At 48.5% G+C, this 26981-nt stretch carries 22 protein-coding genes; 13 read left to right on the forward strand and 9 right to left on the reverse strand.

Features of this window, described 5'->3' with window-relative positions; all coding sequences use genetic code 11:
* Positions 1-48: 48 nt before the first annotated feature.
* From B153_RS0107100 to B153_RS0107115, 4 genes are all read right to left on the reverse strand, one after another.
* Positions 49-1308, reverse strand: coding sequence for an ABC transporter ATP-binding protein (locus tag B153_RS0107100; protein ID WP_020595996.1), 1260 nt, complete (start codon positions 1306-1308; stop codon positions 49-51).
* A gap of 88 nt (positions 1309-1396) precedes the next feature.
* Positions 1397-2236 (reverse strand): ABC transporter permease, encoded by an 840-nt coding sequence (locus B153_RS0107105; protein ID WP_020595997.1) that lies wholly within the window; start codon positions 2234-2236, stop codon positions 1397-1399.
* A 72-nt stretch (positions 2237-2308) separates the two neighbouring features.
* Positions 2309-3421, reverse strand: a complete 1113-nt coding sequence (locus B153_RS0107110; RefSeq protein ID WP_020595998.1) for a GumC domain-containing protein — start codon at positions 3419-3421, stop codon at positions 2309-2311.
* A 15-nt stretch (positions 3422-3436) separates the two neighbouring features.
* Positions 3437-6052, reverse strand: coding sequence for a polysaccharide biosynthesis/export family protein (locus B153_RS0107115; protein ID WP_020595999.1), 2616 nt, complete (start codon positions 6050-6052; stop codon positions 3437-3439).
* 240 nt (positions 6053-6292) lie between these two features.
* Here B153_RS0107115 and B153_RS0107120 point away from each other — a divergent pair, with 240 nt between their 5' ends.
* The 5 genes from B153_RS0107120 to B153_RS0107140 all read left to right on the forward strand — a co-directional run bounded on the left by B153_RS0107120 (position 6293) and on the right by B153_RS0107140 (position 15150).
* Positions 6293-8188 carry a DNA topoisomerase IV subunit B gene (locus tag B153_RS0107120; protein ID WP_020596000.1) on the forward strand — a complete coding sequence of 632 codons (1896 nt, stop codon included), beginning with the start codon at positions 6293-6295 and terminating at the stop codon, positions 8186-8188.
* 276 nt (positions 8189-8464) lie between these two features.
* A complete protein-coding gene (locus B153_RS0107125) occupies positions 8465-11641 on the forward strand; it encodes a SusC/RagA family TonB-linked outer membrane protein (RefSeq protein WP_020596001.1) in 3177 nt (1058 codons plus the stop codon).
* Positions 11642-11659: 18 nt separating this feature from the next.
* Positions 11660-13138, forward strand: a complete 1479-nt coding sequence (locus B153_RS0107130) for a RagB/SusD family nutrient uptake outer membrane protein (RefSeq protein WP_020596002.1) — start codon at positions 11660-11662, stop codon at positions 13136-13138.
* A gap of 195 nt (positions 13139-13333) precedes the next feature.
* Positions 13334-14407, forward strand: a complete 1074-nt coding sequence (gene pheA / locus B153_RS0107135) for a prephenate dehydratase (protein WP_026261960.1) — start codon at positions 13334-13336, stop codon at positions 14405-14407.
* A 50-nt stretch (positions 14408-14457) separates the two neighbouring features.
* Positions 14458-15150, forward strand: coding sequence for a sulfite oxidase-like oxidoreductase (locus tag B153_RS0107140; RefSeq protein ID WP_020596004.1), 693 nt, complete (start codon positions 14458-14460; stop codon positions 15148-15150).
* A 60-nt stretch (positions 15151-15210) separates the two neighbouring features.
* Here B153_RS0107140 and B153_RS0107145 read toward each other — a convergent pair whose 3' ends face one another.
* Together B153_RS0107145 and asnS are read right to left on the reverse strand one after the other, a co-directional pair.
* Positions 15211-16293, reverse strand: a complete 1083-nt coding sequence (locus B153_RS0107145; RefSeq protein WP_020596005.1) for a complex I subunit 1/NuoH family protein — start codon at positions 16291-16293, stop codon at positions 15211-15213.
* A 106-nt stretch (positions 16294-16399) separates the two neighbouring features.
* Positions 16400-17884, reverse strand: coding sequence for an asparagine--tRNA ligase (gene asnS / locus B153_RS0107150; RefSeq protein WP_026261961.1), 1485 nt, complete (start codon positions 17882-17884; stop codon positions 16400-16402).
* A 169-nt stretch (positions 17885-18053) separates the two neighbouring features.
* Here asnS and B153_RS0107155 point away from each other — a divergent pair, with 169 nt between their 5' ends.
* The 3 genes from B153_RS0107155 to gloA2 are packed head-to-tail and all read left to right on the forward strand — an operon-like array spanning position 18054 to position 19144.
* On the forward strand, positions 18054-18560 hold the full coding sequence (locus tag B153_RS0107155) for a SixA phosphatase family protein (RefSeq protein WP_020596007.1): 507 nt from the start codon (positions 18054-18056) through the stop codon (positions 18558-18560).
* On the forward strand, positions 18557-18748 hold the full coding sequence (locus B153_RS0107160; protein ID WP_020596008.1) for a hypothetical protein: 192 nt from the start codon (positions 18557-18559) through the stop codon (positions 18746-18748). The genes B153_RS0107155 and B153_RS0107160 overlap by 4 nt, the downstream gene beginning before the upstream one ends.
* A gap of 6 nt (positions 18749-18754) precedes the next feature.
* Complete coding sequence (gloA2, locus tag B153_RS0107165; RefSeq protein WP_020596009.1) at positions 18755-19144, forward strand: SMU1112c/YaeR family gloxylase I-like metalloprotein; 390 nt, start codon at positions 18755-18757, stop codon at positions 19142-19144.
* A gap of 18 nt (positions 19145-19162) precedes the next feature.
* Here gloA2 and B153_RS0107170 read toward each other — a convergent pair whose 3' ends face one another.
* Positions 19163-20356, reverse strand: a complete 1194-nt coding sequence (locus B153_RS0107170; RefSeq protein ID WP_020596010.1) for an aminotransferase class V-fold PLP-dependent enzyme — start codon at positions 20354-20356, stop codon at positions 19163-19165.
* Positions 20357-20433: 77 nt separating this feature from the next.
* Here B153_RS0107170 and B153_RS0107175 point away from each other — a divergent pair, with 77 nt between their 5' ends.
* Complete coding sequence (locus B153_RS0107175; protein WP_020596011.1) at positions 20434-20970, forward strand: hypothetical protein; 537 nt, start codon at positions 20434-20436, stop codon at positions 20968-20970.
* Between the two features lie 141 nt (positions 20971-21111).
* Here B153_RS0107175 and xerD read toward each other — a convergent pair whose 3' ends face one another.
* Positions 21112-22047 (reverse strand): site-specific tyrosine recombinase XerD, encoded by a 936-nt coding sequence (gene xerD / locus B153_RS0107180; RefSeq protein ID WP_020596012.1) that lies wholly within the window; start codon positions 22045-22047, stop codon positions 21112-21114.
* 77 nt (positions 22048-22124) lie between these two features.
* Here xerD and aroQ point away from each other — a divergent pair, with 77 nt between their 5' ends.
* From aroQ to B153_RS0107200, 4 genes are all read left to right on the forward strand, one after another.
* Complete coding sequence (aroQ, locus tag B153_RS0107185) at positions 22125-22550, forward strand: type II 3-dehydroquinate dehydratase (RefSeq protein ID WP_020596013.1); 426 nt, start codon at positions 22125-22127, stop codon at positions 22548-22550.
* Positions 22551-22627: 77 nt separating this feature from the next.
* Complete coding sequence (locus tag B153_RS0107190) at positions 22628-23665, forward strand: aminotransferase class V-fold PLP-dependent enzyme (protein ID WP_020596014.1); 1038 nt, start codon at positions 22628-22630, stop codon at positions 23663-23665.
* Between the two features lie 52 nt (positions 23666-23717).
* Entirely contained in the window at positions 23718-24293 is a 576-nt protein-coding gene (locus tag B153_RS0107195) for a MarC family protein (RefSeq protein ID WP_026261962.1), read from the forward strand.
* Positions 24294-24621: 328 nt separating this feature from the next.
* Positions 24622-25656 carry a glutamine synthetase beta-grasp domain-containing protein gene (locus B153_RS0107200; RefSeq protein WP_020596016.1) on the forward strand — a complete coding sequence of 345 codons (1035 nt, stop codon included), beginning with the start codon at positions 24622-24624 and terminating at the stop codon, positions 25654-25656.
* A 107-nt stretch (positions 25657-25763) separates the two neighbouring features.
* Here the strand turns inward: B153_RS0107200 and B153_RS0107205 are convergent, their stop codons facing one another.
* The gene (locus B153_RS0107205) at positions 25764-26897 is read right to left on the reverse strand and encodes an ATP-binding protein (RefSeq protein ID WP_020596017.1); all 1134 of its coding nucleotides are present in this window, start codon (positions 26895-26897) and stop codon (positions 25764-25766) included.
* Positions 26898-26981 lie beyond the last annotated feature (84 nt).

Here is a 26981-nt window from a genome sequence, read left to right on the forward strand (position 1 = left end):
GTACGATTGACCATCCCTAAATCCCTATACTACAAACCGACTAACAGGTTATTGTTCACTTACAACTGGTTCCAGCATTTTAATGTGAAAGGGAAATTGGGGGCGTACATAGCCAGGCCATTTACCATACCACGCTATGCCTTCCCGATAATCTTCCACATCAAAGGTAATGCCTTCTTCCATAACAAAAACGGGGGTAACGGTATCCTTGACAATCATCATGGAAATTGTGTAGGAACCATCATTAAGGAAATACCCCGGAATAGTACACTCGCCTGCGATTAATCCCTTGCCGTAAGGCTGTGATTGAGTACCGATATTGAAGATGCACTCGCCTGTAAGTGAGTTCAAATGCAGACTCAGATTCAAATTGGCACGTTCCATCATGTTCCAGAATTCGAACCGGAACTTCATCGACGTTCGAACGTCGATATGAGTAAGATCATCTACATAATCAGGGATTAGCTCGATTCGACGAATCCGAACCAGGTCGTTGCCAGGGGCTTCTTTCGGGGTATCCCATTGGCGGACCAGCCGCGTTTTGGATACCTTGCTCAGATAAGATGCCACTACCTGATTCGTTTCTCCCTGTTCGATCAATCGGCCTTTTTCGAAATACAGGGTTTTGTTGCAAAGCGCCTGAACGGCTGTCAGGTTATGGCTCACAAAAATGATCGTCCGGCCGCTCGCTGAATTATCCCGCATTTTGCCAAGACTCTTTTTCTGAAACTCCGCATCGCCAACAGCCAGCACTTCGTCGACGATCATAATTTCGGGGTCGAGGTGGGCGGAAATGGCAAAACCCAATCGGACATACATCCCCGACGAATAGCGTTTTACGGGCGTATCGAGAAACTTTTCGACACCCGCAAAGGCGACAATCTCGTCGAACTGCTTTTTTATTTCGGTCCGGCTCATACCCAGGAGGGAGCCATTCAGAAATATATTTTCCCGACCCGTCAGTTCAGGATGAAAACCAGTACCTACTTCGAGCAGGCTGGCTACCCGTCCACGAATGCGAACCGTACCCGTGGTGGGCTGGATAATCTTGCTCAGAATTTTGAGCATGGTCGATTTACCGGCGCCGTTATGTCCGATAATACCTACCCGATCTCCTTGTTCAATCGAAAAATTAACGTCACGCAAGGCCCAGAATTCCTCATGCGTGATGGTGGTTTGGTCTTTCTTGTTGCCGAATATCGACCGGAAATTTTCCGAGATGACATCCCGCAATGTATTGACACCCTTGCCCTTTTTATGGTCAATGATGTATTGCTTGCTAATATTTTCGACAGTAATGACAGACATAAGCAGTGAGGAGCGAGTAGTAAGGAGTAAGAAGGGCCGACGACAACGCTTTTATTTGTCTGTTAGCCTTTCTTATTCCTTACTACTTTTAAATATCATCTACAAAGGTATTCTCCCGTTTCCGAAAAAAGTAGAGGGAGAGGGCCAAACATACCAGTACAATGCTGACAGATATAAGTAAACTCTGCGGATTGAAGTAGGCTTTCTCGCCCAGCAGCGACCACCGGAACCCATCGATAATACCCACCATGGGGTTGGCCCAATACAAGGGCGCCCACCATTCCGACGCTTTATCGGCAACCAGTCGGCTGCTATAGGCAATTGGACAGATATAAAACCCAACCTGAACAATAAACGGAATGAGCTGGGCTATATCGCGGAAGCGAACATTGACAGCCGCGAAGAACAGGCCAAACGCAAAAGAGGCCAGTAACGCCAGTAAAATAAAGGCAGGAAGCAGCAATAGGTGCCAGTCGGGAATAAACTGGTACCAGATGGCCAGCAGAATAAACAGCCCAAGCGATACCAGAAAGTCGACCAGACTGATGGCAATCGAACTCAAAGGCATGATTAATCTTGGGAAGTATACCTTCGTGACCAGGTTTGAATTGAGGGTAACACTGTTGCTGATCTGGGTAAATGCGGTCGAGAAGAATGTCCAAACCGTAATGCCTCCCAGCACCATCAGCGGATATGGAATACCGGGATCGGGCGGCAGCTTGGCAATCTTGCTGAAAACAAATACCATAATCAGCATGGTGGTAAGCGGGCGAATAAGGCCCCAGGCTGTACCAAGTGCTGTTTGCTTATAACGAACCGTTACGTCGCGCATCGACAGAATATAAAGCAACTCCCGATTGCGCCACAGATCCCGCCAATAGTGCCGTTCCGAACGGCCTGGCTGGATAACAACTTCGTGTGTTTTCAAAACGAATTACAGTTTATAGGTATTGATAAGACAGTTCGTGGGGTTTATTGGTCACCGCTTCAGCGTAACGTCTTATTCTTTCATGATTGAACGATAGGTCTCCCGTACGAAAATGATCACGATCGAAAGGACCAGCGTCAGCGCAATGCCAACCTGAAGGCCCTGTGTCTTGATAACTTCGCGGAATAATGGATAGGTAACGGGCTCGATAACGGTAAATAATGGGGTTTCCCGGATCAGCGATAAACGCATGTTATCGGCACTTTGGAGCGCCTGGTAATACAGACCGGAGAGGAAGGTCGAATTGCGGGTCAACTTACTCTCTTTCAGTTTGGCCTGGGCTACGACCACCTGCTGATTCTGGTCCATATACTGAGCCAGTTGATTCTCCGTTCCCGTGATTATTTTGGCTAGAGAGTCGGCTCGTTGTTCGAGCATCTCATACATCTCCCGGGTTTTCTTTGTTTGTTTCTTCTGATAATCTTCCTCAATGGTTTTCAGATGCGTGTTCAGGAAGGTTGCCGTCAGCTTTTCGTCTTCCATGAAGCACTCCAATTGCATGAAGGAGGATTTACGCTCAGGTTGCTTGATCGCCATTTCACCTTCGATCCGGCCACAGATACCAGCCATCACGATCTGTTCCATTTTCGTGTATTGATCGGGCGTTTTGGCTTTCTTAAAATAAAAAGCGCGTAAGGAGTCATTGTCTTCCCACTCTTTATCGCGGATGCCGCTGTGACGGATATAGTAGTTGACCAGCAGCGTATCTTTGCCATTGATCGTGTCGGTTTTCATCAGCGTCTTTTCCAGTACAGGCCGGGATGTAGCATAGATCAGGAAGTTGTCGCCCACGAAAATATTGGCATCAGGAGCACCCGACGATAGACCAAATGCACTGGCCAACTGCCCTAAGTCGCCACCAAAACTACTGCTGGATGAGCCGCCACCGAGGTTGAACATGATGCTGCCCGTATAAACGATTCGGGGTTTGTGCATCATGTCGTAGATAAAACCGGCAATGCCCCCAATACCAACCAGAATAACGAGCAGTTTCCAGTTTCGATAGAAAACGTTCTTGACGGCTAATACCCGTAAAACGACCGATTTGGGCGAAATCTCATCGGGAGGCAACGGACGGCTCACGATGACGTTTGGATCTGTATTTGTTTTATTTGTAGGGTTCATACGTAGACTCCTGACTTAGTTTCCGACCCGGCTTAAAGCGATGATCAACCCGATGACACTAAGTAATGACGAAATGGTACCAGCGGTTGAACTGAGGATTTGCTGTGGGGTTAGTGGCGTTGCTGTCCGTTTTGGGACTACAATTTCCGCGCCGGGTTCTACACGCGGATAAACGTTGAAGAACATAAATTTCCGGGTACGGTCGACCGAACCGTTGGCATACACGATAAACGATTTCCGACGCTGTGATTTCGACGTAAATCCGCCTGTTTGCGAGATGTAGTCCTGGAATGTCTGTCCTGAGCGGTATTTAACCGTGTTGGGCAATTGCACTTCTCCCTGAATTCGTACTGTCTCAAGCAGTTTTGGAATGCGAAGTGTATCGCCTTCCTGTACCAGGATGTCTTCGCTTGAGCCTGGTTTTGTCAGGATTTTCTTCAAATTGATACCAATCGACTCCGTAGAGGTTGGCGATTGCACTTCCGTTTCGACAATAGTTTTGGAAGCATTGTCGCCCACCTCCTGAATAGCCCGCTGCTTCCGCTGTAGTTCGTCTGAACTCAATCGCACAGGGCGGACCAGCGTAGCCCCTTCTACATAAGCTTGCGGAGTTAAACCACCCGATTGCATCACCAGATCCGAAATTTTCATGTCTTTGCTCCGAATGGCATAAGGCCCCGGCATAATTACTTCGCCCACAACAGCCGCATAGGTTTGTTCGAGGTAATTAGGTGAACGACGAACGATGATCTGATCAAATGGTTCAAGAACAAAATTTCGGTTTGCATCATTGGATAGGGTCAGATCCCGGTTGACGTTGAAACGGTAGATATCGGCAATTTGGGCTGTCGGCGATTTGGGATCGACGTCTTTTTTACGGCGTACTACCTCCACAACTGAATAAGCTGCCGATTCCTTCAGGCCACCCGTTTTGACCAGCACATCGTTGAGCGTCATATTGGCCATGTAAGCCATACCAGGGTCAGGCTTGTTCAATTCACCAATGGCTGATATGGTTGCCTGCTGAGCCAGTTCGAAGCGTGAAGGGATGATGACCTGATCTTCACGCTGAAGCGGGATATCCGGGTCAGTACCAGCCAAAATGTTAGCCAGATTGATCGACAGGTTTTCGACCGCTAAATCTTCGCGGGTTCGTACAATATTTACGCGCCCTGTAAAGGCATCTCCTCGTATGCCTTCGGCCGATTTGATAAGATCTTTCAGCGTCTTGTTGTTGTCGAGCGAGTACTCACCGGGACGGAAAACAGCCCCTTCAATCGTAATCTTGTTTTCAAAACGATTCAAAACCCGTTCGACCGACACGACATCGCCATCCTGCATAACAAACGTCTTGAACTCTGGCGCTGTAACGTCGGTAACCTTCAGTTCGCGGTCAGTAACCCGGGTAACCTTCAGACGACCTTTATAAGCATTGGCCGTAAAATCACCCGCATAGAACAGCAACCGATCGAGGGTTTCGCCTGGGAGCATTTCAAAAATATTGGATCGTTTTACGGCTCCGCCAATTTCAATTCGTTCAATGAAGGTGGTGAATCGAATGTTGTCGTTATCCTGCAAACGGAGGTCGTTTTGCTGAATACCATTCAGCAGATAATCGTATAAATCGAGTGTAGCTACAATGCGGTTGTTGCGGATGAGCTGCACTTTCCGATAGGAGCCAATGTCGTTAGGCCCACCAGCCTGATAGATGGCATTCATGACCGTCGATAAACCCGACATGGTGTACGTACCCGGACGAACAGCATCGCCGGTGACCGTCACCCGGATACTACGGATCGACCCGAGCGATACTTCCAGGAATGTGTTCTGTGCCCCATAGGATGAATTCCGAAGCCCTACAAACTTCGTTGCCATCCGGCTGAGCAGCCGTTCTTTCGCTTTCTCTACTGATAAGCCAGAAACGAAAATTGGTCCAATACCCGTTTGCTGAGCAATGTAAACAAAGCCTTCGGGCGAAACCTTTTGCGAATAGTCTCCTTCCGAATACCCGTACATCCGAATGTTTAACTCATCGCCGGGACCAACGATATAGTTGCGGGGCGTGGCAATGTTTATATTTGGCTGGAAAGTCGCAGCCATGGCGGGGTCGTTGAACAGCGAATACCCGAACAGTTTCTGACGACGTTCTTCCTGTTCACGGCGCTGAGCCTGTTTTATGCGTTCTTCAGCAAGTTCTTCATCCGTAGCCGGGGCGGTTTCCGAATTGGTGTCCTGCTTATCGAACTGCTGATTGCCATTCGTACCATTAGGCGTGTTCGTTGTGTTCCCGTTATTGCCCGTACGCGATTGTTGGGCAGGGGTAGGGTTCCCAGTACGACCGTTGGTTGCGTTTTGCCCCCGTTGGTTGAGTTGTTGCTGAACATTTGCTGGTAGGTTAGCTGGATTCACGCCCGATGGAAGAGCGGTTCCTCTGCCGGGGGCGGCTGGGTTAGCCGAACTTGGCGCAGCAGGGGCGGCCCCTGTTGAGGGCGCTACCTGAGCCTGGGTTGTCAACCCGACTAAAAGAGCCAGTAAACCAATAAAACAGCTAGTCAATTGACGGGGTAAACGGCTATCGCCGAAAAGAAAAAAATTCAGTGGGAACACGTGAATAATTCTTGGATTTTGCATATTTTTAAGAAGTCGAACAAATTGCAAGCAACGCCGACTAAGACCAGTAATTAACGAACAATTAATTCGTGTAGTACGCAGGATAGTTTAGTTGGCAAAGTAAGTGAACTTTTGTTGGATTTTAAATAGTTTCCTTTTGAATGGTAAGTTTTATACTTCTAACTACACACGGTATAATTTTTCCGATGTGTTGGATTGAGTAGCAAAACTACTACTTTTTTAGTTAATCCGATAACCTACATGACAGAATCTCTGAACCAGCCGGTTCAATACAATGAAGACAGCATCCGCTCGCTGGATTGGCGTGAGCACATTCGCCTGCGACCAGGCATGTATATTGGTAAACTGGGCGACGGATCGGCTGCCGATGACGGTATCTATGTGCTGCTGAAAGAAACGATTGATAACTGCATTGACGAACACGTAATGGGCTTCGGCAAAACGATCGACGTGCGGGTAACCGACCATCGGGTCGAAGTGCGCGACTATGGCCGGGGGATTCCGCTCGGTAAAGTGGTCGAGGTAGTATCGAAGATCAATACCGGGGGGAAATATGACTCTGGTGCCTTTCAGAAATCGGTAGGGCTCAATGGCGTCGGGACCAAAGCAGTTAATGCGTTATCGACCTACTTCCGGGTGCAGTCGTTTCGGGAAGGCCGAACCGTATGGGCTGAATTTGAGCGGGGTGAACTGAAACAACAGGGTGAGGAAGTCTCGTCTGAACGCAACGGCACGCTGATTTGCTTCGAGCCCGACGATACCGTCTTTAAGCATTTTCACTTCATCCCGCAGTTTCTGGAGAATATGATCTGGAATTACTGCTACCTGAATGCTGGTCTAACCATCGCATTCAACAAGCAGAAGTATATTTCTCAGAATGGCCTCCTCGATCTGTTGCGGAATAAAACCGATGAAGATTCGCTCCGCTATCCGATTATCCACCTCAAAGGACATGATATCGAAATTGCGCTTACTCACGGCAATCAGTATGGCGAAGAATATTATTCGTTTGTCAACGGGCAGAACACAACGCAGCATGGTACCCACCTCAATGCATTGAAAGAAGCCGTTGTAGAAACCGTACGTAAACACTACGACAAAAACTATGAAACCACTGATATACGGGCCAGTATTATAGCTGCCATCAGTATCCGGGTTCAGGAACCTGTGTTCGAGTCGCAGACGAAGACTAAGTTAGGTTCGGTCAATATGTCGCCGGAGCCAAATGCCCAATCGGTTCGTTCATTTGTAATCGATTTTGTGAAAGAACGCCTGGACGACTACCTGCACATTAACCCATCGGTACGTGATGCACTCAAAAAGCGAATCGAACAGTCGGAACGGGAACGCAAGGAACTCGCTGGTATCAAAAAACTGGCCAATGATCGTGCCAAAAAGGCAAGTCTTCATAACAAAAAACTACGCGATTGCCGAAACCATTTGTCCGACCTGAAAGCAGAAGATCGATACCAGACCACTCTGTTCATCACCGAGGGGGATTCGGCCAGTGGCTCGATTACAAAATCGCGGAATGTACAGACTCAGGCTGTGTTTAGCCTGCGAGGCAAGCCATTGAATTGCTTTGGCCTGACCAAAAAAGTGGTGTATGAAAATGAAGAGTTTAACCTGCTTCAGCACGCGCTCGACATTGAGGATGGCCTGGAAGGGCTGCGGTATAACCGTATTGTGATCGCTACTGACGCGGATGTCGATGGAATGCACATCCGGTTGTTGATGCTGACTTTCTTCCTGCAATTTTTTCCTGATCTGGTCAGGAATGGCCACCTCTACATCCTGGAGACTCCTCTGTTCCGGGTTCGGAATCCTAAAAACCATAAGGAGACTACCTATTGCTATTCGGAGGAGGAAAAGCAGAAAGCGATTGACAAGCTTACAAAGGGTGGGAAGAAGGTTGAAATTACCCGATTTAAGGGCCTGGGCGAGATATCACCGGAAGAATTTGGCTTATTCATCGGTGAAAATATGCGATTAGAGCCTGTAATTATGGAGAAGGAAACCTCGATTCCGAAGCTGCTCAGCTATTTTATGGGGAAGAATACGCCCGAGAGGCAGCGATTTATCATCGATAACCTTCGTATCGAAAAAGATGTAGATGAAGCAGCACTGGTAGCCTAAATAGCTAACGATTTAGCTGTATTGGGAAATGCCCACTGGTTGGCCAGTGGGCATTTCTGTTTTGAGACCTTTAGGAACGTGTATTACTCAAGAACGAACATGGATTAAATGGAAAATAATATTCATTCTTGAAAGTGTTATGTATTTAATAATATCAATCTTTAATACCGATATTAATTACTTTTTTGGAATAAAATATTGTTAATATCTATTTATGGAATATTTTTGCGGCTTATTAAAAAATGATTAAAGGAAAATCAACCTTACAAACACTTCATGAAAAAACTTTTATTAACTACTTGGTTATTAACCATTGTATTTAGTTTGCCAGTTGTCGCACAGGATATAACTGTGTCGGGCCGGGTAACATCATCGGAAGATGGAGTAGGCTTACCCGGAGTAAGCGTTCAACTCAAAGGAACCTCGCGCGGCACAACCACCGATGCCGAGGGAAAATACCGGATCAATGCACCAGCCAGTGGTCGGCTTGTATTTAGTTTTATTGGGTTTGCCTCAAAAGAGTTTGTAATCGGGAATCAATCTACGATCACGGTCGAGCTGACTCCCGATGCAGCGAATCTGGATGAGGTTATTGTTACGACTTTCGGAACCACCAAAAAGGCTGCATTTACAGGCTCGGCGGGTATCATCTCGCCAACGCAAATCCAGAATCGTCCAATTACAAACATTGGGCAGGCTCTTTCCGGTGCAATTGCGGGGGTTCAGACAACGGCTGGTAGTGGACAGCCTGGTACTGCACCAGATATTCGAATCCGGGGTTTTGGCTCAATTTCCTCGGGAAATGACCCACTCTATGTAGTTGATGGAATTCCATATTCGGGAAGCATTGCCAACCTGAGCCCTAATGATATTGAAAGTATCTCGGTCTTGAAGGATGCCGCTTCGACGGCGCTGTACGGGTCGCGGGCGGCCAATGGGGTGGTTGTAGTAACGACAAAAAAAGGACAGAAAGACCGAAGTGCTGTCAACGTGCGCTACACCAAAGGGTTTAGTACGCGCGGTTTGCCTGAGTATGATCGGGTTGGCGTAGGAGAGTACTATCCGCTGATGTGGGAAATGTATCGGAACAGTGTGGCGTATCGGGCAACCAATCCAGTGGCACTGGCTACGGCGAATGCGGATGCCACCAGCCGATTGATTAGCCTTGTCGGTTACAACGTATATAATGTACCGGACAACCAGGTTGTTGATGTCAACGGACAAATGAACCCGAATGCTACGCTTAAGTTTTCGCCCGATGATCTGAATTGGGAAAAGCCGATTATGCGCCAGGGCAACCGGGATGAGATAACCGTAGGGCTTTCGGGTGGCCAGAATAAGACCGATTATTACGTGTCGTTCTCATATCTGAATGATAAAGGGTATCTGATCCGGTCGGACTATGATCGGTTTACGGGCCGGTTGAATGTGAATTCGCAGATGAAGTCGTGGTTACGGGCGGGTGCCAATATTTCAACTACCCTAACAAAGTCGAATCAGGCCGATGCAGGTAGCAGTACTGCCTTTGTCAATCCGTTCTATTTCTCACGGAACATGGGGCCAATCTACCCGGTATATGCCTACGATCCTGCGAATCCGGGCCAGTTTCTAACGCTGCCCAATGGGGATCGACGTTGGGATTATGGTAACCTGACGGCTCTGGGTCTGCCCGCCCGCCCGCAGTTTGGTGGTCGCCATTCCGTTGCCGAAACGCTGCTGAACCAGAACTATTTCCGCCGGAATGTATTGGGTGCTCGTGGTTTTGCAGAAGTTTCCTTCCTGAAGGATTTTAAGTTTTCGGTGAATATCGGTACCGATATTACCAACTACAACGGGTATACGTTCGGTAACCCTGAAGTGGGAGATGGGGCGCCGGCTGGCCGGGCTTCGCATGAATTTCAGAATATTTCGAGCTACAACCTGAACCAGTTGCTGAACTACAACAAAGGATTTGGCAAGCATAATTTTGAAGTACTACTCGGACATGAAAATTTCCAGGTCAATGACAATAACCTGGCCGGTTCACGCTCTCAACTGATTCTGGAAGGGAATTATGAACTGGTAAACTTCACGACTACTACCAACCTGTCTTCGGTATTCAACACACGCCGGGTTGAGGGGTATTTCTCACGCGTAAATTACGATTACGACCAGAAATACTTTCTATCGGGGTCGGTTCGTCGGGATGGCTCAAGTAAATTTTATACCGATTCTCGCTGGGGTACTTTCTATTCGGTCAGCGGTGCGTGGCGGTTAGATCAGGAGGAGTTCGTCCGGTCGATTCCGAGTATCAATCTGCTGAAATTGAGAAGCTCATATGGGCAAACGGGTAACGACGGCGGTGGCAATACGGCCGATGGAGCCAATATTAGCTACTACGCCTGGCAGCCACTTTACGGATTGGGCTGGAACAACGCGTCGGAAGCGGGTATTTTGCAAACCAGTCTGGGTAACCGAAATCTGGCATGGGAATCGAGCAATTCTTTTGATGTCGGGCTGGAGTTTAGCCTATTCAAAGGACGTGTATCGGGTACCGTCGAATACTTCAATCGCCAGTCGTCGAACCTGATTTTTGATGTGCCTCTACCCCTGTCGGCGGGTATTTCTACTGTTACCCGAAACATTGGAACCATGTATAACCGGGGTATTGAAGTAGAACTGGGGCTAGAGCCTGTTCGGACAAAAGATTTCACCTGGCGCCTGGATCTGAATGCGACTACCCTTAAAAACCGGATTACCAAAATGCCAGACGAAAACCCGGAGATCATCGACGGTACAAAAAAACTGGCAGTGGGACGGTCAATCTACGATTACTGGCTGCGGGAGTATGCAGGCGTGAACTCTGCCAATGGCGAAGCGCAGTATCGAGCGGCCAACTACGTAGCGGCAAATACCCGTATTACTGAGCAGGGCGATACCCTGACCAACAGTGTCAATAATGCCCGCTATCGTTATAATGGTACATCGATCCCGGCCTTGATGGGGGGCTTTACCAATACCTTTAAGTACAAAGGGCTGTCGCTATCGGCGTTGGTCGTGTATCAGATTGGCGGTAAAACCTACGATGGAGCCTATGCTGCGCTGATGAGTGCTGGAGGGTATGGTAGCGCCAAGCATGTCGATATTCTGAAGCGGTGGCGTAATCCGGGCGACATCACCGATGTGCCTCGTATGGATGCCGGTCGGACTTCGGACTTTGATGCGGCCTCGGACCGCTGGCTCATCGATGCCAGTTATCTGAACCTTCGCTCAGTAACGCTCTCATATGCGTTGCCAACGACCCTGGCCCGGAAAGTATTCCTGGAAAATGCGCAGGTATATCTGAGTGCGGAAAACTTCCTGATTCTGTCGAACCGAAAGGGTATGAACGTGCAACAGAATTTTACTGGGGTCACCAGCAACGTATTCAGCCCGGCCAAAAGTGTCGTTCTTGGGGTTTCATTTACATTATAAGTTAAGCATCATCAACTCATGAAACTGAAATTTTTAACAACTGCTCTGGTCGTAGGTATGCTCACAACGGCCTGTGATAAAGAATATCTGGAAACGGCCCCCACCGGAAGTATCGATGCCGGGGCGGCCTATGCCACGACTAAAAATGCGGCTGCGGCTATCAATGGTATTTACCGCGCCATGATCGTACGGTACCTCGATTCCCAGGGCCACTTTGGACATCCTGCTATGATGATTATTGTGGACGTGTTAGGTGAGGATGTCGTCATTCCAAATACATCGAATACCTGGCATCTGGGCGAAACCCGCTGGCAGGCGCACCGATCCGAAACGTCAGTAGGCGATCAGTTGCCGTACCAGCTTTATTATCGGCTGATTGGCAATGCTAACATCGCTATCGCTAATATTGATGCCGCTGCCGGAGCACAAACGGAACGGAATCAGATCAAAGGAGAAGCCTTGGGCTTACGGGCGTTTTCGTATTTTAATCTGGTGCAACTGTTTGGAAAACGCTATAATGCGGCTTCGAAACCGAATAGTCAGCTTGCCGTACCACTGGTTCTGACGCCTACCACAGAAGGACTGCCTCGCGCAACGGTCGAAGACGTGTATGCGCAGATCAACAAAGATTTAGCTGAAGCGGCTACCTTGTTGACAACGACGCGTTCCTACAAGTCGCACATCAACCTGGAGGTGATCAAGGGATTTCAGGCTCGGGTTGCTTTGGCTCAGCAAAATTGGGCCGATGCGGCAAAATATGCGGCTGAAGCTCGTAAAAACTATGCGCCTATGACGGCAACACAATACCAGGATGGTTTTTCGGATATCAGCAATCCCGAATGGATGTGGGGTTTCGATCACCTTGAAGACCAGACGGAGTATTTTGGAGCCTATCATTCGTACATCTCCTGCAATTTTAACTCTACCAACATTCGTGTAGACCCCAAAGTGATTAACAGCAAGCTTTATGATCAGATTCCAACGACGGATGTGCGTTCGAAAATGTGGGTTAAAGCCCCTACAACTACCAATTCAGTCGTTCCAACGGGCGGGGTACGGGTGCCGTATATGACTCAGAAATTTAAGCTGCCAGGTACGCCATCGACCAGTACGATGGGCGATGTCCCCTATATGCGTGCTGCCGAAATGTATTTGATCGAAGCCGAAGCTCAGGCCCGTCAGGGGAATACAGCCGCTGCGGCTAGTACATTGTTTGCCCTGATAAGCCAGCGAGACCCTTCGTACAAGCTGTCAACAAAAACGGGCAACGACCTGATCGATGAGATACTGTTCCATCGTCGTGTCGAACTTTGGGGTGAAGGATTCCGGTTTACCGACCTAAAACGGTTGAATCAGCCGCTTAATCGAAACGGAGCCAACCTGAGTTCGGCGGTATCAGTACTCTTCGATGTACCTGCCGGAGACAACCAATGGGAATTCCTGATTCCACGTCGGGAAATCAACTCGAACGCGGCCATTGTACAGAACCCGCTATAATAAACCCTCTGTAGATCAAACCAACGCGCCTGACCGAAATTTCGGTCAGGCGCGTTGGTGTTTTGGGCCAGTCAAGGTTATAAACCGAATGGATCGCGCTCACGGATGGCGTGTTTTACAATTCCGGTCTTTTCGGCCAGGAAAGTTTGCAGGAGGCAACCCGTAATGTACTTTTGTGAATTAAGTATGGCCATAATGACTCTAGAATCCCTTCGTAACCAAATCGACTCTCTCGACGATCAACTTCTGGCGCTCCTCAATCAGCGCATGGAACTGGTTCGTCAGGTAGGTGAATTAAAACGTTCGACCAACGCCGTGATCTACCGGCCCGAACGCGAAAAGCAGATTATTGATCGACTGCATGAACAGAATAATGGGTTGTTGAATCGCCCTGCCATTGAAGCGATCTTTCTGGAGATTTTTGCCGTTTCACGGAATCTGGAACTTCCCGAACGAGTGGCTTATCTAGGTCCAGAAGGGAGTTTTACGCATCAGGCGGCCGAAAGCCGCTTTGGGGCAATGAGTACCTATCTGGCTCTGCCCAACATTCGGTCGGTGTTCGAAAGTGTCGAAACGGGACGGGTTCGCTTTGGTGTAGTGCCTATTGAGAACAATCAGGAGGGCGTTGTGGAAGAGGCCATTGATCTGCTACTGGAAAAAGACTTGCGGATTGCCGCCGAAATTCAGATTCCTGTTCATTTTACGTTCGCGACAAAAGCCGAAAACCTGGCCGACATTACGCACATTTATTCCAAAGACATTGCCTTTGGCCAATGCAGTCGGTTCCTGCATGATTATTTTGATGGACTTAGCCCGGAGCTGGTGCCCGTAGAATCGACCTCGAAGGCGGCTAAACTGGCCTCGCAGCATCCGAATTCGGCCGCTGTCTGTTCGGGTATTGCGGCCAAGTTGTTCGATGTCCCGATTCTGTTCGACAATATTGAAAATAGTGATTTGAACCGGACACGATTCCTGATCCTGGCAAAAGACTTTGTTAATCAGCCTAGTGGACACGACAAAACCACGCTGATTGCGAAACTTCAGAATACGGATTCACCGGGGGTGCTGGCCGAATTTCTACAGGAATTCAATGCCCGACGGATCAATCTGACCAAAATAGAAAGCCGCCCGTTGCGGGAAGGGGCTACCTTCCGCTACTGGTTTTTGCTGGAATGCGAAGGCCATGCCAACGACCCCGATTTGCAGGAAATATTGAACCATCATGCAGCCGAAGTAAAATGGCTGGGTAGTTATGTGCGGGTTGCCTGATTGACGATCAAAGACTGTAACTTTTTCGCTGTAAAATCACTTATAACGGCATGGAATCGAACGACAAAACAGAGCGAATAGTCGAAGCCCGAATGAAACTCAAACGTCGGTTTGAGGAGAAAATGGCGCAGACTCCCTCCATGACCGATGAAAAACCACGGGGTTCGGGACAGCCGAATCGCCATGGGATGCCAACCGTTCCGGTGGGACAGACCGTCACTACGAAATGGCCTGTACTGGATTTAGGGTATCAACCGAATATCCCACTCGATAAATGGCAGCTTGCTATCGACGGTGAAGTGAATCATCCGGTTCGGCTCAAATGGGATGATTTACTGGCGTTGCCGCAGGTAGAAGATACGAGTGATTTTCACTGCGTAACCACCTGGTCGCGGCTAGATATTCCGTGGGTTGGGGTTCGGTTTATGGATTTAGCCGCCCTGGTTGACCCCAAAGGGACAGCAACACATGTGATGTGCTACGGCTACGATGGCTATTCGACCAACGTGTCGCTCGAAGAAGCCCTCAAGCCCGATGTATTGCTCGTTCATACCGCTGATGGACGACCGTTACCGCGCGAGCATGGCGGACCATTGCGCATGATTACTCCACAACTCTATGCTTGGAAAGGGGCAAAGTGGATTAAACGCATTGAATTTCTGCCAAAAAATCAACTTGGATTCTGGGAAGAACGTGGTTATTCGAACACGGCCTACCCCTGGCGAAACGACCGATATTCGTGATGCCAACGCCCTGGAAATAGAACATTTCAGGGCGTTTTTGCTTGGACACCTTTTTACTCATTAAATCATAAGCAGCCGCCAGATGCCCGAGATGAGCAGTAAAATCAATGCGGCTGGTGTCAGTACTTTCCAGCACAGGAACATCATCTGATCGACGCGTACGCGAGGAAACGTCCAGCGTACCCACATCTGAATCAGGACTGCAAAAAAGGCTTTCGACAGTAGCCAGAAACCACCTGTGATGTGCCCCCAGATCGTACCCGGTTCACCACTGGTCCAATCGGCTAGTCGGAGAGGGCCGAGGTTCGGGAATGGCGTATTCCAACTGCCCAGAAACAGGACCGCGCCCAGAAACGACACCAGCAGCATCATGGCGTATTCGGACAGGTACAACAGCGCGAACCGCATACCCGAATATTCAGTATGAAAACCGGCAACAATTTCTGATTCGCCCTCGGGTAAGTCGAATGGAGCCCGGTTGCTTTCGGCCAGTGTACAGATAAAGAAGATGATGTAGGCAAAGAGCAGAAACGGATTTCGAAGGATATTCCAGCTAAAAATACCACCCCAAGTCGATACGTCGATGCCTAATGCTTTTGACCCAAACAGATAGTTGGTTTCATGCCCGAAAATCCCTTGTTGAAAGCTAATGTCTTGTAAATTAAGTGTCTGGCCGATCATAACGACGCACAGGATGGTCAGGCCGAGCGGAATTTCGTACGAAATAATCTGAGCCACCGAACGCATGGCGCCAAATAGCGAGTACTTATTATTCGACCCCCAGCCAGCCATCAGGATGCCCACCACATCGAACGAAACAATAGCCATCAGGTAAAAAACGCCTACATCCGCTTTGGAGCCCTGAAGATCTGGTGTGAGTGGCAGTACGGCAAAGCCTGCAAAAACCGAAGCGAAAATGATTGAAGGGGCCAGCAGAAACAATCGACGATCGGCTGCCGTGGGCACAATGTCTTCTTTCTGAAGTAGCTTCAGCAGGTCGGCAAAGAGTTGCAACAATCCCCATTTTCCGGTTTCCATAGGGCCGAGCCGATCCTGCATAAAGGCCGATACCTTCCGTTCGGTATAAACCCCAACGACAACAAAGCCGGAAGCCATGGCCAGGAAAATAGGGAGAGCAAGCATGTTGGGAATGATTGAATGATTGAATGATTGAGTTGTTGAATGATTGAATAGCTGGCGCAAGCTTTTTTATTCAATCATTCAGCAACTCAATCATTCAATCATTAGGTTAAAACTCGGCTGTTTTGGGGGCTCTGGGGAAAGGAATTACATCGCGGATGTTTCCCATGCCCGTCACAAACAGAACCAGACGTTCGAAACCGAGGCCAAAACCGGCGTGGGGAGCGGTGCCAAACCGTCGGGTATCCAGATACCACCAGATGGCTTCGGGCTCGATACCCACTTCCTGCATTCGAGCAACCAGTTTGTCCAGATCTTCTTCCCGTTGTGAACCCCCAATGATCTCACCAATTCCTGGGAACAAGACATCCATAGCGCGAACCGTTGGCCCAAACACCTCTCCACGCGGGCTGGTAGCTGGTTCATGGTCCTGTTTCATGTAGAAAGCCTTAATGGCACGCGGGTAGTTGGTCAGGATAACGGGTTTCTTGAAGTGTTTCTCGACCAAATACCGCTCATGTTCCGATTGTAGATCAATCCCCCATTTCACCTCAAACTGGAACTGACCTTTCTTGGCTGGTTTTGAACTGATCAGAATCTCGATTGCTTCGGTATAGGTAAGTCGTACGAACTCGTTGTTGATCACAAACTGAAGCTTTTCGAGCAGGCCCAGCTCACTCTGTTCTTCTTTCTTTTTGGTTTTATCTTCCTCTTTAAGGCGGTTATCCAGAAAAGCCAGGTCGTCGGCACAATGCTGAATCGCGTATCGGATTACGGTTTTTACGAAATCTTCCGCCAGATTCATGTTGTCTTCCAGTTCATAAAAAGCCATTTCGGGCTCAATCATCCAGAACTCGGCCAGGTGGCGGGTCGTGTTGGAGTTTTCGGCGCGGAAAGTAGGTCCGAAGGTGTAAATTTTACCCAGCGCCATTGCGCCCAATTCACCTTCCAACTGACCCGATACAGTCAGGTTCGTTTCACGTCCAAAGAAGTCCTGACTGTAATCCACTTTACCGTCTTCCGTTAGTGGCGGTTTGATCGCATCCAGCGTGGTTACGCGAAACATTTCACCGGCCCCTTCGGCATCCGAAGCGGTGATAATGGGCGTGTTGAGGTAGAAAAAACCGTGGTCGTTGAAGTATTTATGAATCGCAAAAGCCAGGGCGTGCCGAATGCGTAAAATGGCACTGAACGTATTGGTTCGGGGGCGCAGATGGGCAATTTCGCGTAAAAACTCCAGCGAGTGACGCTTAGGCTGAAGTGGATATTTTTCGGGGTCGGCTGTGCCATAAATGACAACCTCGGCAATTTTAATTTCTATAGCCTGCCCTGATCCCTGCGATTCCACAATCTGCCCAGTGATGGATAGGCAGGAACCTGTCGTAATCAGTTTGAGGGTGACTTCGGGAAGCTGGCCAGCCTCAGCTACCGCCTGAATATTCTGTATGGTAGAGCCATCGTTGAGAGCGATGAAAACGGCGTTTTTACTTTCACGTTTTGTACGGACCCAGCCCTTTACGGTAGCGGTAGAGCCAACAGGCGAATCCACGCCAGTAGCGGCTTTCAATAACTGCTTTATCGGTAAGTAACTCATACTAAAATGATGACCCAGTAATAGTTGTGGCCGCAAAAGTACGGATTGTCGGTTGAATAGCCCATAAACAATTTTATTCCGTAAAATCATAAGAGTGTAGGTCAGGGGCGATTACGGCCTTATTTTTGCGTTTATCCAGACAACAGACCACCCACATATTTGTGACACCATGCCGATAACTTTGTATATCGTTCGCCACGCTAAAGCTGAAGACCGGGCCATGTTTATGACTGATCATGACCGACAACTCACTGCCGATGGCATCATTGCAGCCGCCAGAATGGGGCGATACCTGCAGGAAAAAGCAGTTTTGCCTGATGTAATTATCAGTAGTACAGCCCCCCGCGCTAAAGACACCGCCAAGGTCATTGCCGAACAAACTGGATTCGACACATCCCGCATTGACCTAAATCAGTTTCTGTATGAAGGTGGGCCCAAGGCATACCTGGCAGCTTTGAATCGATTGCCTGCTACCGTCACTACAGCCATGATTGTAGGACATAACCCCGATGTGTCGTATCTGGGTGAGTACCTGACCCACAAGGATATTGGCTCCATGAGTAAAGGGGCTGTGGTGGCTATAACATTCGGAAACCTGAACTGGTCCGAAATTTCAGGCCGAACCGGAAATCTGGAATTTCAAATTGGACCAAAGCAGCTTACAAATGAAAAATGAATCGTAATCGTCGCATATTCGTCATCGTTTTTATCGCCTTCACGACCCTTGTGGTCTTGTTTACCATTGATATGGCTCGTCGGACAACGGCCCCCTGGAATAAGCGCCGTGAGGTTGAACGGGCTTTGCCGCCTAAAGACGGTACCGTTGCCGATACCATGGCCACAGATACGCTACTTAATCCCTGATAAGCCATGTTGCAACTGACCGCTGTTCATCACATTGCCATTATCTGCTCCGATTATGAACGGTCGAAGCAGTTTTATACGAGGGTAATGGGATGTACGATACTGGGCGAATACTATCGGGCAGAACGGCAGTCCTACAAGCTGGATCTGGCCTTAAATGGTCAGTATCTGATTGAGCTTTTCTCGTTTCCCAATCCGCCCAAACGACCATCAAGACCAGAGGCTGCAGGGCTACGTCATCTGGCCTTTGCGGTGGCTAATCTGGACACTGCTATTCAGCACCTGACCGAACAGGGCGTGGTAACGGAACCCATTCGGGTAGACGAACATACCGGACGTCGGTTTACCTTCTTTGCCGATCCGGATGAGCTGCCCCTGGAACTATATGAACTGTAGAGACGCATCATTGCGTCTCTACATGAGTACGTCACGCAATACCTCAATTAGGGCGTCAACGTCATTGGCATCGTTATATACATGCGGGGCAATGCGAAGGACGCGGGCACGGGCCGAAACCGATACATTCCGCTTCAAAAGCGCCTGTTGAACAGCCATAGGGTCGGTATGTTCTGGAAGCCATAAGCCTACCAGATGATGACTACGACCCATATGTTCGTTTTCGGGCTCGATCTGGCATCCTAAGTTCTCAAGAATGGGCCAGGCATCGGCCATTAAACCGTTGGTATAAGCCTGAATGCGTGCAGGCTGCCAATCGATCAGTTGGGTTAAGGCGGCTTCAAGCATAGGCATTTGCAGGAAATGGGTATGCTCTCCTACGTTATACCGATACGCTTTTGAGCGATAGGCAGGCTGGTAGTCCATCAGCCTATGAAATTGATTGCTGTCGAGCCGGTTCATCCAACTCTCTTCCAGCGGAATCCCGTTATCGAAAGCCGGGCCAAAATACGCTAGCCCCAGCGAGTAGGGGCCCATGAGCCACTTATATCCTGCACAAATAACGGCATCTGGTTGTATATCCGCCAGATTGAACGGAAGTGCCCCAATGGCCTGTGTGCCATCAATTACCAGCCAGGCTCCAACTTCTCTGGCCCGTTTGCTGATGGCTTCCAGATCGAACCGGATGCCGTACATCCAATGAACGGGGGGAACGACCACCAACGCTGTAGTGGCGTCAATGGCGTCGAGCAGCCGCTGATTCCAAAGTGCTCCTTTCGGAAACTGAGTAGGCATAGCGACGGTCGTAACGGTTAAATCGAGTTCGAGGCTTACACGATCCCAGGCATACACATCGCTCGGAAATTCGTCGGTAATCGTTACCAGGTGCTGCCCTGCCCGAATGCCGGGTTTTCGATGAAGATTACGAGCCACTACAGCCATGCCGTACGAAACAGAGGGTATTATAGCGATGCGCTCAGGATCGGGGTTGTGGATCAGTTCGGAAAAAAGAATCCGTGTGCGAGCGGCACCCGTAAAAAAATCATCGGGGTGTAAGCCAAATGGGTTGGCCTGCTGCGAAAGCGCCGTATGACCCGCCTGTTCGACAGAGCGACTAAAGGGAGCACGGGTAGCGCAATTCAGGTAATGGATGGACGTTGGTAAATTGAACTGCTCTTTTTGTGAGCGAAGAGGAATTGAGTTGATGAGCATATAAAAAGTTGATTGCTGAAAAAAATTGGCACGGGGTTTGTAAAGGCATGATTGAAACCTAAAACCTACCCCATACAATGACTACATTACTAGGCATTGGCTCACGTGTTCGACACGAAGAATTTGGCGATGGCGTTGTCATTAATCTAAAAGCCAATGGCTATACAATTACGTTTATCGAGCATGGCGTGAAAGTAATCAAATTCGACGCACCGCTCAGTATCCTCGATGCGCTGGAACCCGATGGTGATCTGGTAAGTCTGTTCGATGTTGAACAATCACTCACTCGGGTTCTTCAGCGCTGGGTCGACCAGACCGAACTTGTGCCACTCGGCGATAAGTGGAAAGGCGGCAAACTCATTCTGAAACCCGGTCGGGCCGATCTGGCCCAGAAAGAGATGCCTATCGATGCGTTCTTTCATAAAATCGTGATGGTTCGGGACCGCCTTCGCGTACTCGAACAGCGGGTAAATGCCAGTGCCCTCGACGATGAAGAGAAAATAAATATTCAACAATATATCACCCGGATCTACGGCAGTTTAACCTCGTTCAATTTGCTGTTTAAGAATCAGAACCAACAGTTTGTGGGTGAAAAAGCATTGGCCGATGTGTAGGAATAACGCTTGGTCAAAACACAACTATTTCATATAGTTTTGGGTTAGTTAGATTGGAGGCTCCCCGCTACTGTTTCAGTGGCGGGGACTTTTTTTAAAGAGCGAAAGAGTGAAAGAGCGGAATACTGGCGCATACCATTTTCACTCTTTCGCTCGTTCGCTCGTTCGCTCTTTAAATCCTCTGGCTCTTGGATGGTACTCCCTTAACGTTTGCTGGAGATAGTCGCGGTCGAGGTGGGTGTAGATTTCGGTAGTGGTAATGGATTCATGGCCAAGCATTTGCTGAACCGCCCGGAGATCGGCTCCTCCTTCGATGAGGTGGGTGGCAAACGAATGCCGGAATGTGTGTGGACTAATCGTTTTTTTGACCCCAGCTTCGGTAGCCAGTTTTTTGATCGTTGTAAACACCGAAATGCGTGATAGTTGCTTGCCACGCAAATTCAGAAAGATAGTGTCTTCATCCCCTTTTTGTACATCCAACTGGCTACGTACATGCTGTACATAGATACGCGTATAGTGCATGGCGTCTTCGCCGATTGGTACCAGCCGGACTTTATCGCCTTTGCCCAGAACCCGAATAAAACCCGCATCGAAAAAGCAGTTGGTCAGGCGCAGGTTGAGTAATTCCGAAACCCGGAGACCGGAACTATACAGCACTTCGAGCATGGCCCGATCGCGGGTGCCCCCGGGGGTTGAGAGATCGATGGCGTTCAGAATGGCTTCAACCTCCGGAAAACTCAGGGTATCGGGCAACTGACGACCCAGTTTTGGCCCTTTGAGCTGCTGCGTGGGGTCATGCTGAATCAGATTTTCGAGCAACAGGTATTTAAAAAAAGATTTTAACCCCGACAACATCCGCCCCTGACTATGTGCCGATAAACCGAGTTCGCCCAGATACTTCAGAAAATTCATCAGCTCTTTTTCCGTAACCTGCATGGGCGTTCGGGCAGGATCGGTCAGAAGAATGTATTCGTAAAGTTTTTCGGCGTCGTGCAGATACGCTTCCACCGAATTTTCGGCCAGCGACCGTTCCAGCTTGAGGTAGTTCTTAAAGGCGTTTATATAACTTTGCCACATATCTGAAGCCCGGACGGCCACGTCCAGGGTTTGTACTTTGCTCCTGATGCCCGGACGTGGCCGTCCAGCCTACCTGTATGAAACAGATTCTTATTATTAACGGCCCGAACCTGAACCTGTTGGGTAAGCGCGAACCGACTATTTACGGTAACCGCTCGTTTGTCGATTACCTGGAAACCCTCGAACAGCAGTTTTCGGATGTGCAACTTCGCTATTTTCAGTCGAACCACGAAGGCGAACTGATCGATAAAATTCACGAACTTGGTTTCGATGTCGATGGTATCGTGATCAATGCCGGAGCCTACACCCACACATCCATTGCTATAGCCGATGCGCTGTCGGCCGTTACAGCGCCAGCCGTTGAGGTGCATATCTCGAACGTACACGCCCGCGAATCGTTCCGGCACCACAGTTATCTGTCGGCCAAATGCAAAGGGGTTGTTGTCGGGCTGGGGTTAATGGGCTATGAAATGGCCGTGAGGTATTTGATCAGTGGAAAATAAAACCTTAAGAATCGAGTGATGCAACTTAAGTTTAATCGCGCAAAGGGTCTGGTATTCACGTTTAATTTGTCGCACGAATGATTACCTTTTATCCCGGTCCTTCAAAAGTATATCCGCAGGTGGCCGATTATGCCGTTGACGCAGTTCGTCAGGGAATTGTTAGCCTGAATCACCGGAGCGCCGGTTTCATGGATATTGTGAAAGAAACCATTCGTCTGCTGCACGAAAAACTGGCCATTCCGGCCGACTATCATATTGCGTTCGTATCGTCGGCAACGGAATGCTGGGAGATAGTGGCTCAGTCGCTAACCGAAACAGCAAGTTTGCATCCACATAGTGGTGCGTTCGGAAAAAAATGGGCCGAGTATGCCTACCGGATCAAACCACCGACCAGCCTGAGTGAAGCCGATGTATTGTGTATCGTTCAGAACGAAACCTCCAACGGAACTCAGGTAACGATGGAAACGCTAGGCCAGTTTCGCCGTGATTTTACGGGACTGATTGCTGTCGATGCGGTTTCGTCGATGGCCGGTATTGGGCTCGACTGGTCATTAGCCGATGTCTGGTTTGCTTCGGTCCAGAAATGTTTTGGCTTACCCGCCGGACTTGCCGTTCTGGTTTATTCGCCGGCTGCGCTGAAACGGGCCGAAGCCATAGGAGAGAACAGCCATTACAATAGCCTACTGTTTATTCACGAGAATTTTTCAAAGTTCCAAACGCCCTATACGCCGAACGGATTGGGGATTTATCTGCTGATGCGCGTTTTGCAGCAAGTTCCGCCAGTTGCCGAGGTGGCCAGCGTGATCAAACAGCGAGCCGCCAACTGGTATGCCTTTTTTGAGAATGAACTGGCTCGATCACCCTTTCGTGTTTTGAACCAGGAGCCATCGGTACGGTCCGATACAGTTATTGCTGTTGAAGGAACCGAATCGGACATAAAGGCTATTAAAACGGCAGCCCTACAGGCTGGAATCATGTTGGGGAATGGATATGGCGACTGGAAAACGACGACATTCCGAATCGCTAATTTTCCCGCTATTTCTGACGCTGATGTGCAGACCCTCAAGGATTTTTTACTGAATTACTGTAAGTCGGACAGCCTGCCCGCACAATGATCAATACACTGTCGGAATGTCTCGGCAGGTAACCGCGTATACCACGTTGCATATGCCCAATTTTAAAGAAATCGTTTCGGTTACGCTCATTTTGTTTTCGGTAATCGATATAATTGGCTCGCTGCCTGTGATTATCGACCTACGTCGAAAGTCGGGAAAGATCGAATCGGAGCGGGCTACCCTGGCTTCAGGTGCTCTCATGATTGCTTTCCTGTTTGTAGGCGATCAGTTGTTGGCTCTGTTCGGAGTCGATGTTGCATCGTTTGCGGTTGCGGGGGCCTTGATCATTTTTCTGATCGGTCTGGAAATGATTCTGGGACGAACCATTTTTAAGTCGGAAGTAGATACAGGCGGAGCTACCCACATAGTGCCAATCGCTTTTCCGCTAATTGCGGGAGCCGGAACCCTAACAACACTTATTTCCCTGCGGGCTGCTTACCAGACGGTCAATATAATCATTGGTATAGTTCTGAATTTAATCCTGATTTATGCGGTCCTGCGATCGTCGGGCTGGCTGGAGGATCGACTTGGGGCAGGTGGCCTGGCTGTGTTGCGAAAAATATTCGGTATTATCCTGTTAGCCATCGCCATAAAGTTGTTCAAAACGAACCTCATTGCCGATTTTTAGGGCCAGTAGTGTACTTTAATAGCTTTTGAATTAAAGCGAAAATCCCCAAAAAAGACAAATTCAGGCGATAAATACAGGATTTTTAAGGGCAAAACGGGCGAATTCCTGGATTTTTATAAAAACCCACTAAGATTATAAAGTGATAAAAAAAATAGCCTAAATATGGCTATTTACTGTACCAAACGAATTTTAATTATAATTTTTCCGCAAAAACCATAAAAAATATGGTTGAAGGGGTATATGGCATTTATTTTTTATTGTAAAGCCGCATTATATTTGCCAAAAGTATTGCACAAAACCCCTATTCAACTCAATCCACTTGTACATCATGGCAAAGGCGAAGTTAGAATACATTTGGCTCGATGGTTATAAGCCCACCCAAAGCTTACGTTCAAAAACCAAAATTGAAGGCGATTTCTCTGGCAAACTGGAAGACTGCCCCATGTGGTCGTTTGATGGTTCGTCAACTGAACAGGCTCCAGGTGGCTCGTCCGACTGCTTGCTGAAACCCGTTTTCATCTGCCCTGATCCACAGCGTAAGAATGGCTACCTCGTGATGTGCGAAGTGCTGAATGCTGATGGTACCCCTCACGAGTCGAACGGCCGTGCCACGATTGAAGATGACGACAATGATTTCTGGTTCGGTTTCGAGCAGGAGTACTTCCTGTGGGACATGAGCATCGATAAGCCGCTCGGGTTCCCAGCAGAAGGTTTCCCAAAACGTCCACAAGGCCCTTACTACTGCTCGGTTGGTGCTCAAAATGCGTACGGCCGTTACATCATTGAAGAACACCTCGACGCTTGCCTTGATGCTGGTCTGAATGTTGAAGGTATCAATGCTGAGGTAGCTACAGGTCAGTGGGAGTTCCAGATTTTTGCTAAAGGCGCGAAAGAAGCTGGTGACCAGATCTGGGTTGCTCGCTACATCCTGGAGCGTATCGGTGAGAAATACGGTATTTCGATCAACTGGCACTGTAAGCCGCTGGGCGCTACCGACTGGAATGGCTCAGGTATGCACGCTAACTTCTCGAATACCACACTTCGTACAGCCGGTAGCAAAGAAGTTTACGAAAAAATTTGTAGCGGATTTGGTAGTTCACCTGAGGTCATCAAAGCCTGTATCGATGTATACGGTGCCGACAACCACCTGCGTCTGACTGGTAAACACGAAACCCAGTCGATCGATCAGTTCTCGTTCGGTGTATCGGACCGCGGTGCTTCGATCCGTATCCCAATCGCAACGGTAGAGCGGGGCTGGAAAGGCTGGCTGGAAGATCGTCGTCCAAACTCGGCTGCCGATCCTTACAAAGTAGCTGCGATCATCATCAAGACCGTTAAGGCTGCAGAAGCTGTAGAAGCGTAAGCCATCCTGAATAGATCCATGCAAAAGCCCAACTGCGAAAGTGGTTGGGCTTTTTTGTGCATAATCAGCTTCTTACTGGTTGAGTGATCGGGGCGGGTACCCCAGAGCTAGTCCAATAAAAACGATAAATAATTTTCCTGATTGACGACCTGAAAGCTAGAACCCGGATAGTTCTCAGCCCATGAAGCGGGTTCTTTGGCCGATTTGCGGGAAAATTTAAATTCAAAACCAGCCAGTTGGCTGTTGGATTCTTCTACATAGTCTAGTTCGGCACCTGTGTAGGTCCGCCAAAAATAAGTATTAGCGAACCAGCCATTATAAGCATTTCGTTTGCGACGCTCAATCACCAGGAAGTTTTCCCATAAAGCCCCAACATCCATCCGTAAATCGAGGGGCTGGAAGTTATCAATGACTACATTACGAATACCCAGATCATAGAAGTAAATCTTGTCCATTTTGCTGATTTCTTTTCGAAGATTTCGGCTAAACCCCGACAATCGAAATACCACAAATGCTTTTTCAAGTAAGTCGATATAGGTACTGACGGTATCTTTACTCATGCCAAGGGTGTTGCCTAACTCGTTTAGGGATACCTCAGAACCTACCTGAAACGCCAGTAATTGCAGCAGTTTTCGCAACTTGTCTGCGTGCCGAATAGAAGCCATTTCCAGGATGTCTTTATATAAGTAAGACGAAGAAAGCTCGCGTAAATACTGTACTTTGTCGGTTGTATTGGCGAATTGGAGCGTATCGGGATAGGTACCAAACCGTAAAAACTCTTCAAGCCGTTGGTTTAATTGAAATGCGTTTTGCTGGTGTCGGAGTTCGCCCAAGGCGATGGGGTAAAGTTCGTAAGTCCAGGTTCGTCCGGTTAAGGCTTCTTTCGTTTTGTTGGCTAATTCAAAGGAGGAAGAGCCAGTCGCAATGATCTTTAAGTTGGGCAGTGCATCGTGTAAAATTTTTAGGTTGAGGCCTACATCGGGAATCCGCTGGGCTTCGTCGATAAAAAGTAGGTCATAGCCTTCGACTAGTAACTTCATCTGGTTTAGATCACGCCCTGATAAAACGGTCTGGTAGAGTAGTTCATCGGCATTTACGCTTAACGAACGATACGACAAGGTATCAATCAATTGTCGTACTAAAGTGGTTTTGCCAACTTGCCGTGGCCCGTACAGAACAATAATCTTGTTTGATTCCACAAGTTTCTGACGGATGGCGCTCGTTAATTGACGTGGTATCATAAAGTAAATTAGCCAATTTAAGGCTAAATCTAAGATTATATTAGCCAATTTAAGGCTAAATCAGCTAATATAATCTTATTTACT

Origin of the sequence: Spirosoma panaciterrae DSM 21099, from assembly GCF_000374025.1 — a bacterium.
Classification (GTDB): domain Bacteria; phylum Bacteroidota; class Bacteroidia; order Cytophagales; family Spirosomataceae; genus Spirosoma; species Spirosoma panaciterrae.

Coding starts and splice junctions, on each gene's coding strand:
- B153_RS0107155 (WP_020596007.1), top strand. CDS start 18,054: ATGCCGATAACTTTGTATATCGTTCGCCACGCTAAAGCTGAAGACCGG.
- B153_RS0107160 (WP_020596008.1), top strand. CDS start 18,557: ATGAATCGTAATCGTCGCATATTCGTCATCGTTTTTATCGCCTTCACG.
- B153_RS0107145 (WP_020596005.1), bottom strand. CDS start 16,293: ATGCTTGCTCTCCCTATTTTCCTGGCCATGGCTTCCGGCTTTGTTGTC.
- B153_RS0107195 (WP_026261962.1), top strand. CDS start 23,718: ATGCCCAATTTTAAAGAAATCGTTTCGGTTACGCTCATTTTGTTTTCG.
- B153_RS0107110 (WP_020595998.1), bottom strand. CDS start 3,421: ATGAACCCTACAAATAAAACAAATACAGATCCAAACGTCATCGTGAGC.
- B153_RS0107170 (WP_020596010.1), bottom strand. CDS start 20,356: ATGCTCATCAACTCAATTCCTCTTCGCTCACAAAAAGAGCAGTTCAAT.
- B153_RS0107205 (WP_020596017.1), bottom strand. CDS start 26,897: ATGATACCACGTCAATTAACGAGCGCCATCCGTCAGAAACTTGTGGAA.
- aroQ (WP_020596013.1), top strand. CDS start 22,125: ATGAAACAGATTCTTATTATTAACGGCCCGAACCTGAACCTGTTGGGT.
- B153_RS0107115 (WP_020595999.1), bottom strand. CDS start 6,052: ATGCAAAATCCAAGAATTATTCACGTGTTCCCACTGAATTTTTTTCTT.
- B153_RS0107190 (WP_020596014.1), top strand. CDS start 22,628: ATGATTACCTTTTATCCCGGTCCTTCAAAAGTATATCCGCAGGTGGCC.
- B153_RS0107125 (WP_020596001.1), top strand. CDS start 8,465: ATGAAAAAACTTTTATTAACTACTTGGTTATTAACCATTGTATTTAGT.
- B153_RS0107120 (WP_020596000.1), top strand. CDS start 6,293: ATGACAGAATCTCTGAACCAGCCGGTTCAATACAATGAAGACAGCATC.
- B153_RS0107130 (WP_020596002.1), top strand. CDS start 11,660: ATGAAACTGAAATTTTTAACAACTGCTCTGGTCGTAGGTATGCTCACA.
- pheA (WP_026261960.1), top strand. CDS start 13,334: ATGACTCTAGAATCCCTTCGTAACCAAATCGACTCTCTCGACGATCAA.
- gloA2 (WP_020596009.1), top strand. CDS start 18,755: ATGTTGCAACTGACCGCTGTTCATCACATTGCCATTATCTGCTCCGAT.
- B153_RS0107140 (WP_020596004.1), top strand. CDS start 14,458: ATGGAATCGAACGACAAAACAGAGCGAATAGTCGAAGCCCGAATGAAA.
- B153_RS0107100 (WP_020595996.1), bottom strand. CDS start 1,308: ATGTCTGTCATTACTGTCGAAAATATTAGCAAGCAATACATCATTGAC.
- B153_RS0107175 (WP_020596011.1), top strand. CDS start 20,434: ATGACTACATTACTAGGCATTGGCTCACGTGTTCGACACGAAGAATTT.
- B153_RS0107200 (WP_020596016.1), top strand. CDS start 24,622: ATGGCAAAGGCGAAGTTAGAATACATTTGGCTCGATGGTTATAAGCCC.
- xerD (WP_020596012.1), bottom strand. CDS start 22,047: ATGTGGCAAAGTTATATAAACGCCTTTAAGAACTACCTCAAGCTGGAA.
- asnS (WP_026261961.1), bottom strand. CDS start 17,884: ATGAGTTACTTACCGATAAAGCAGTTATTGAAAGCCGCTACTGGCGTG.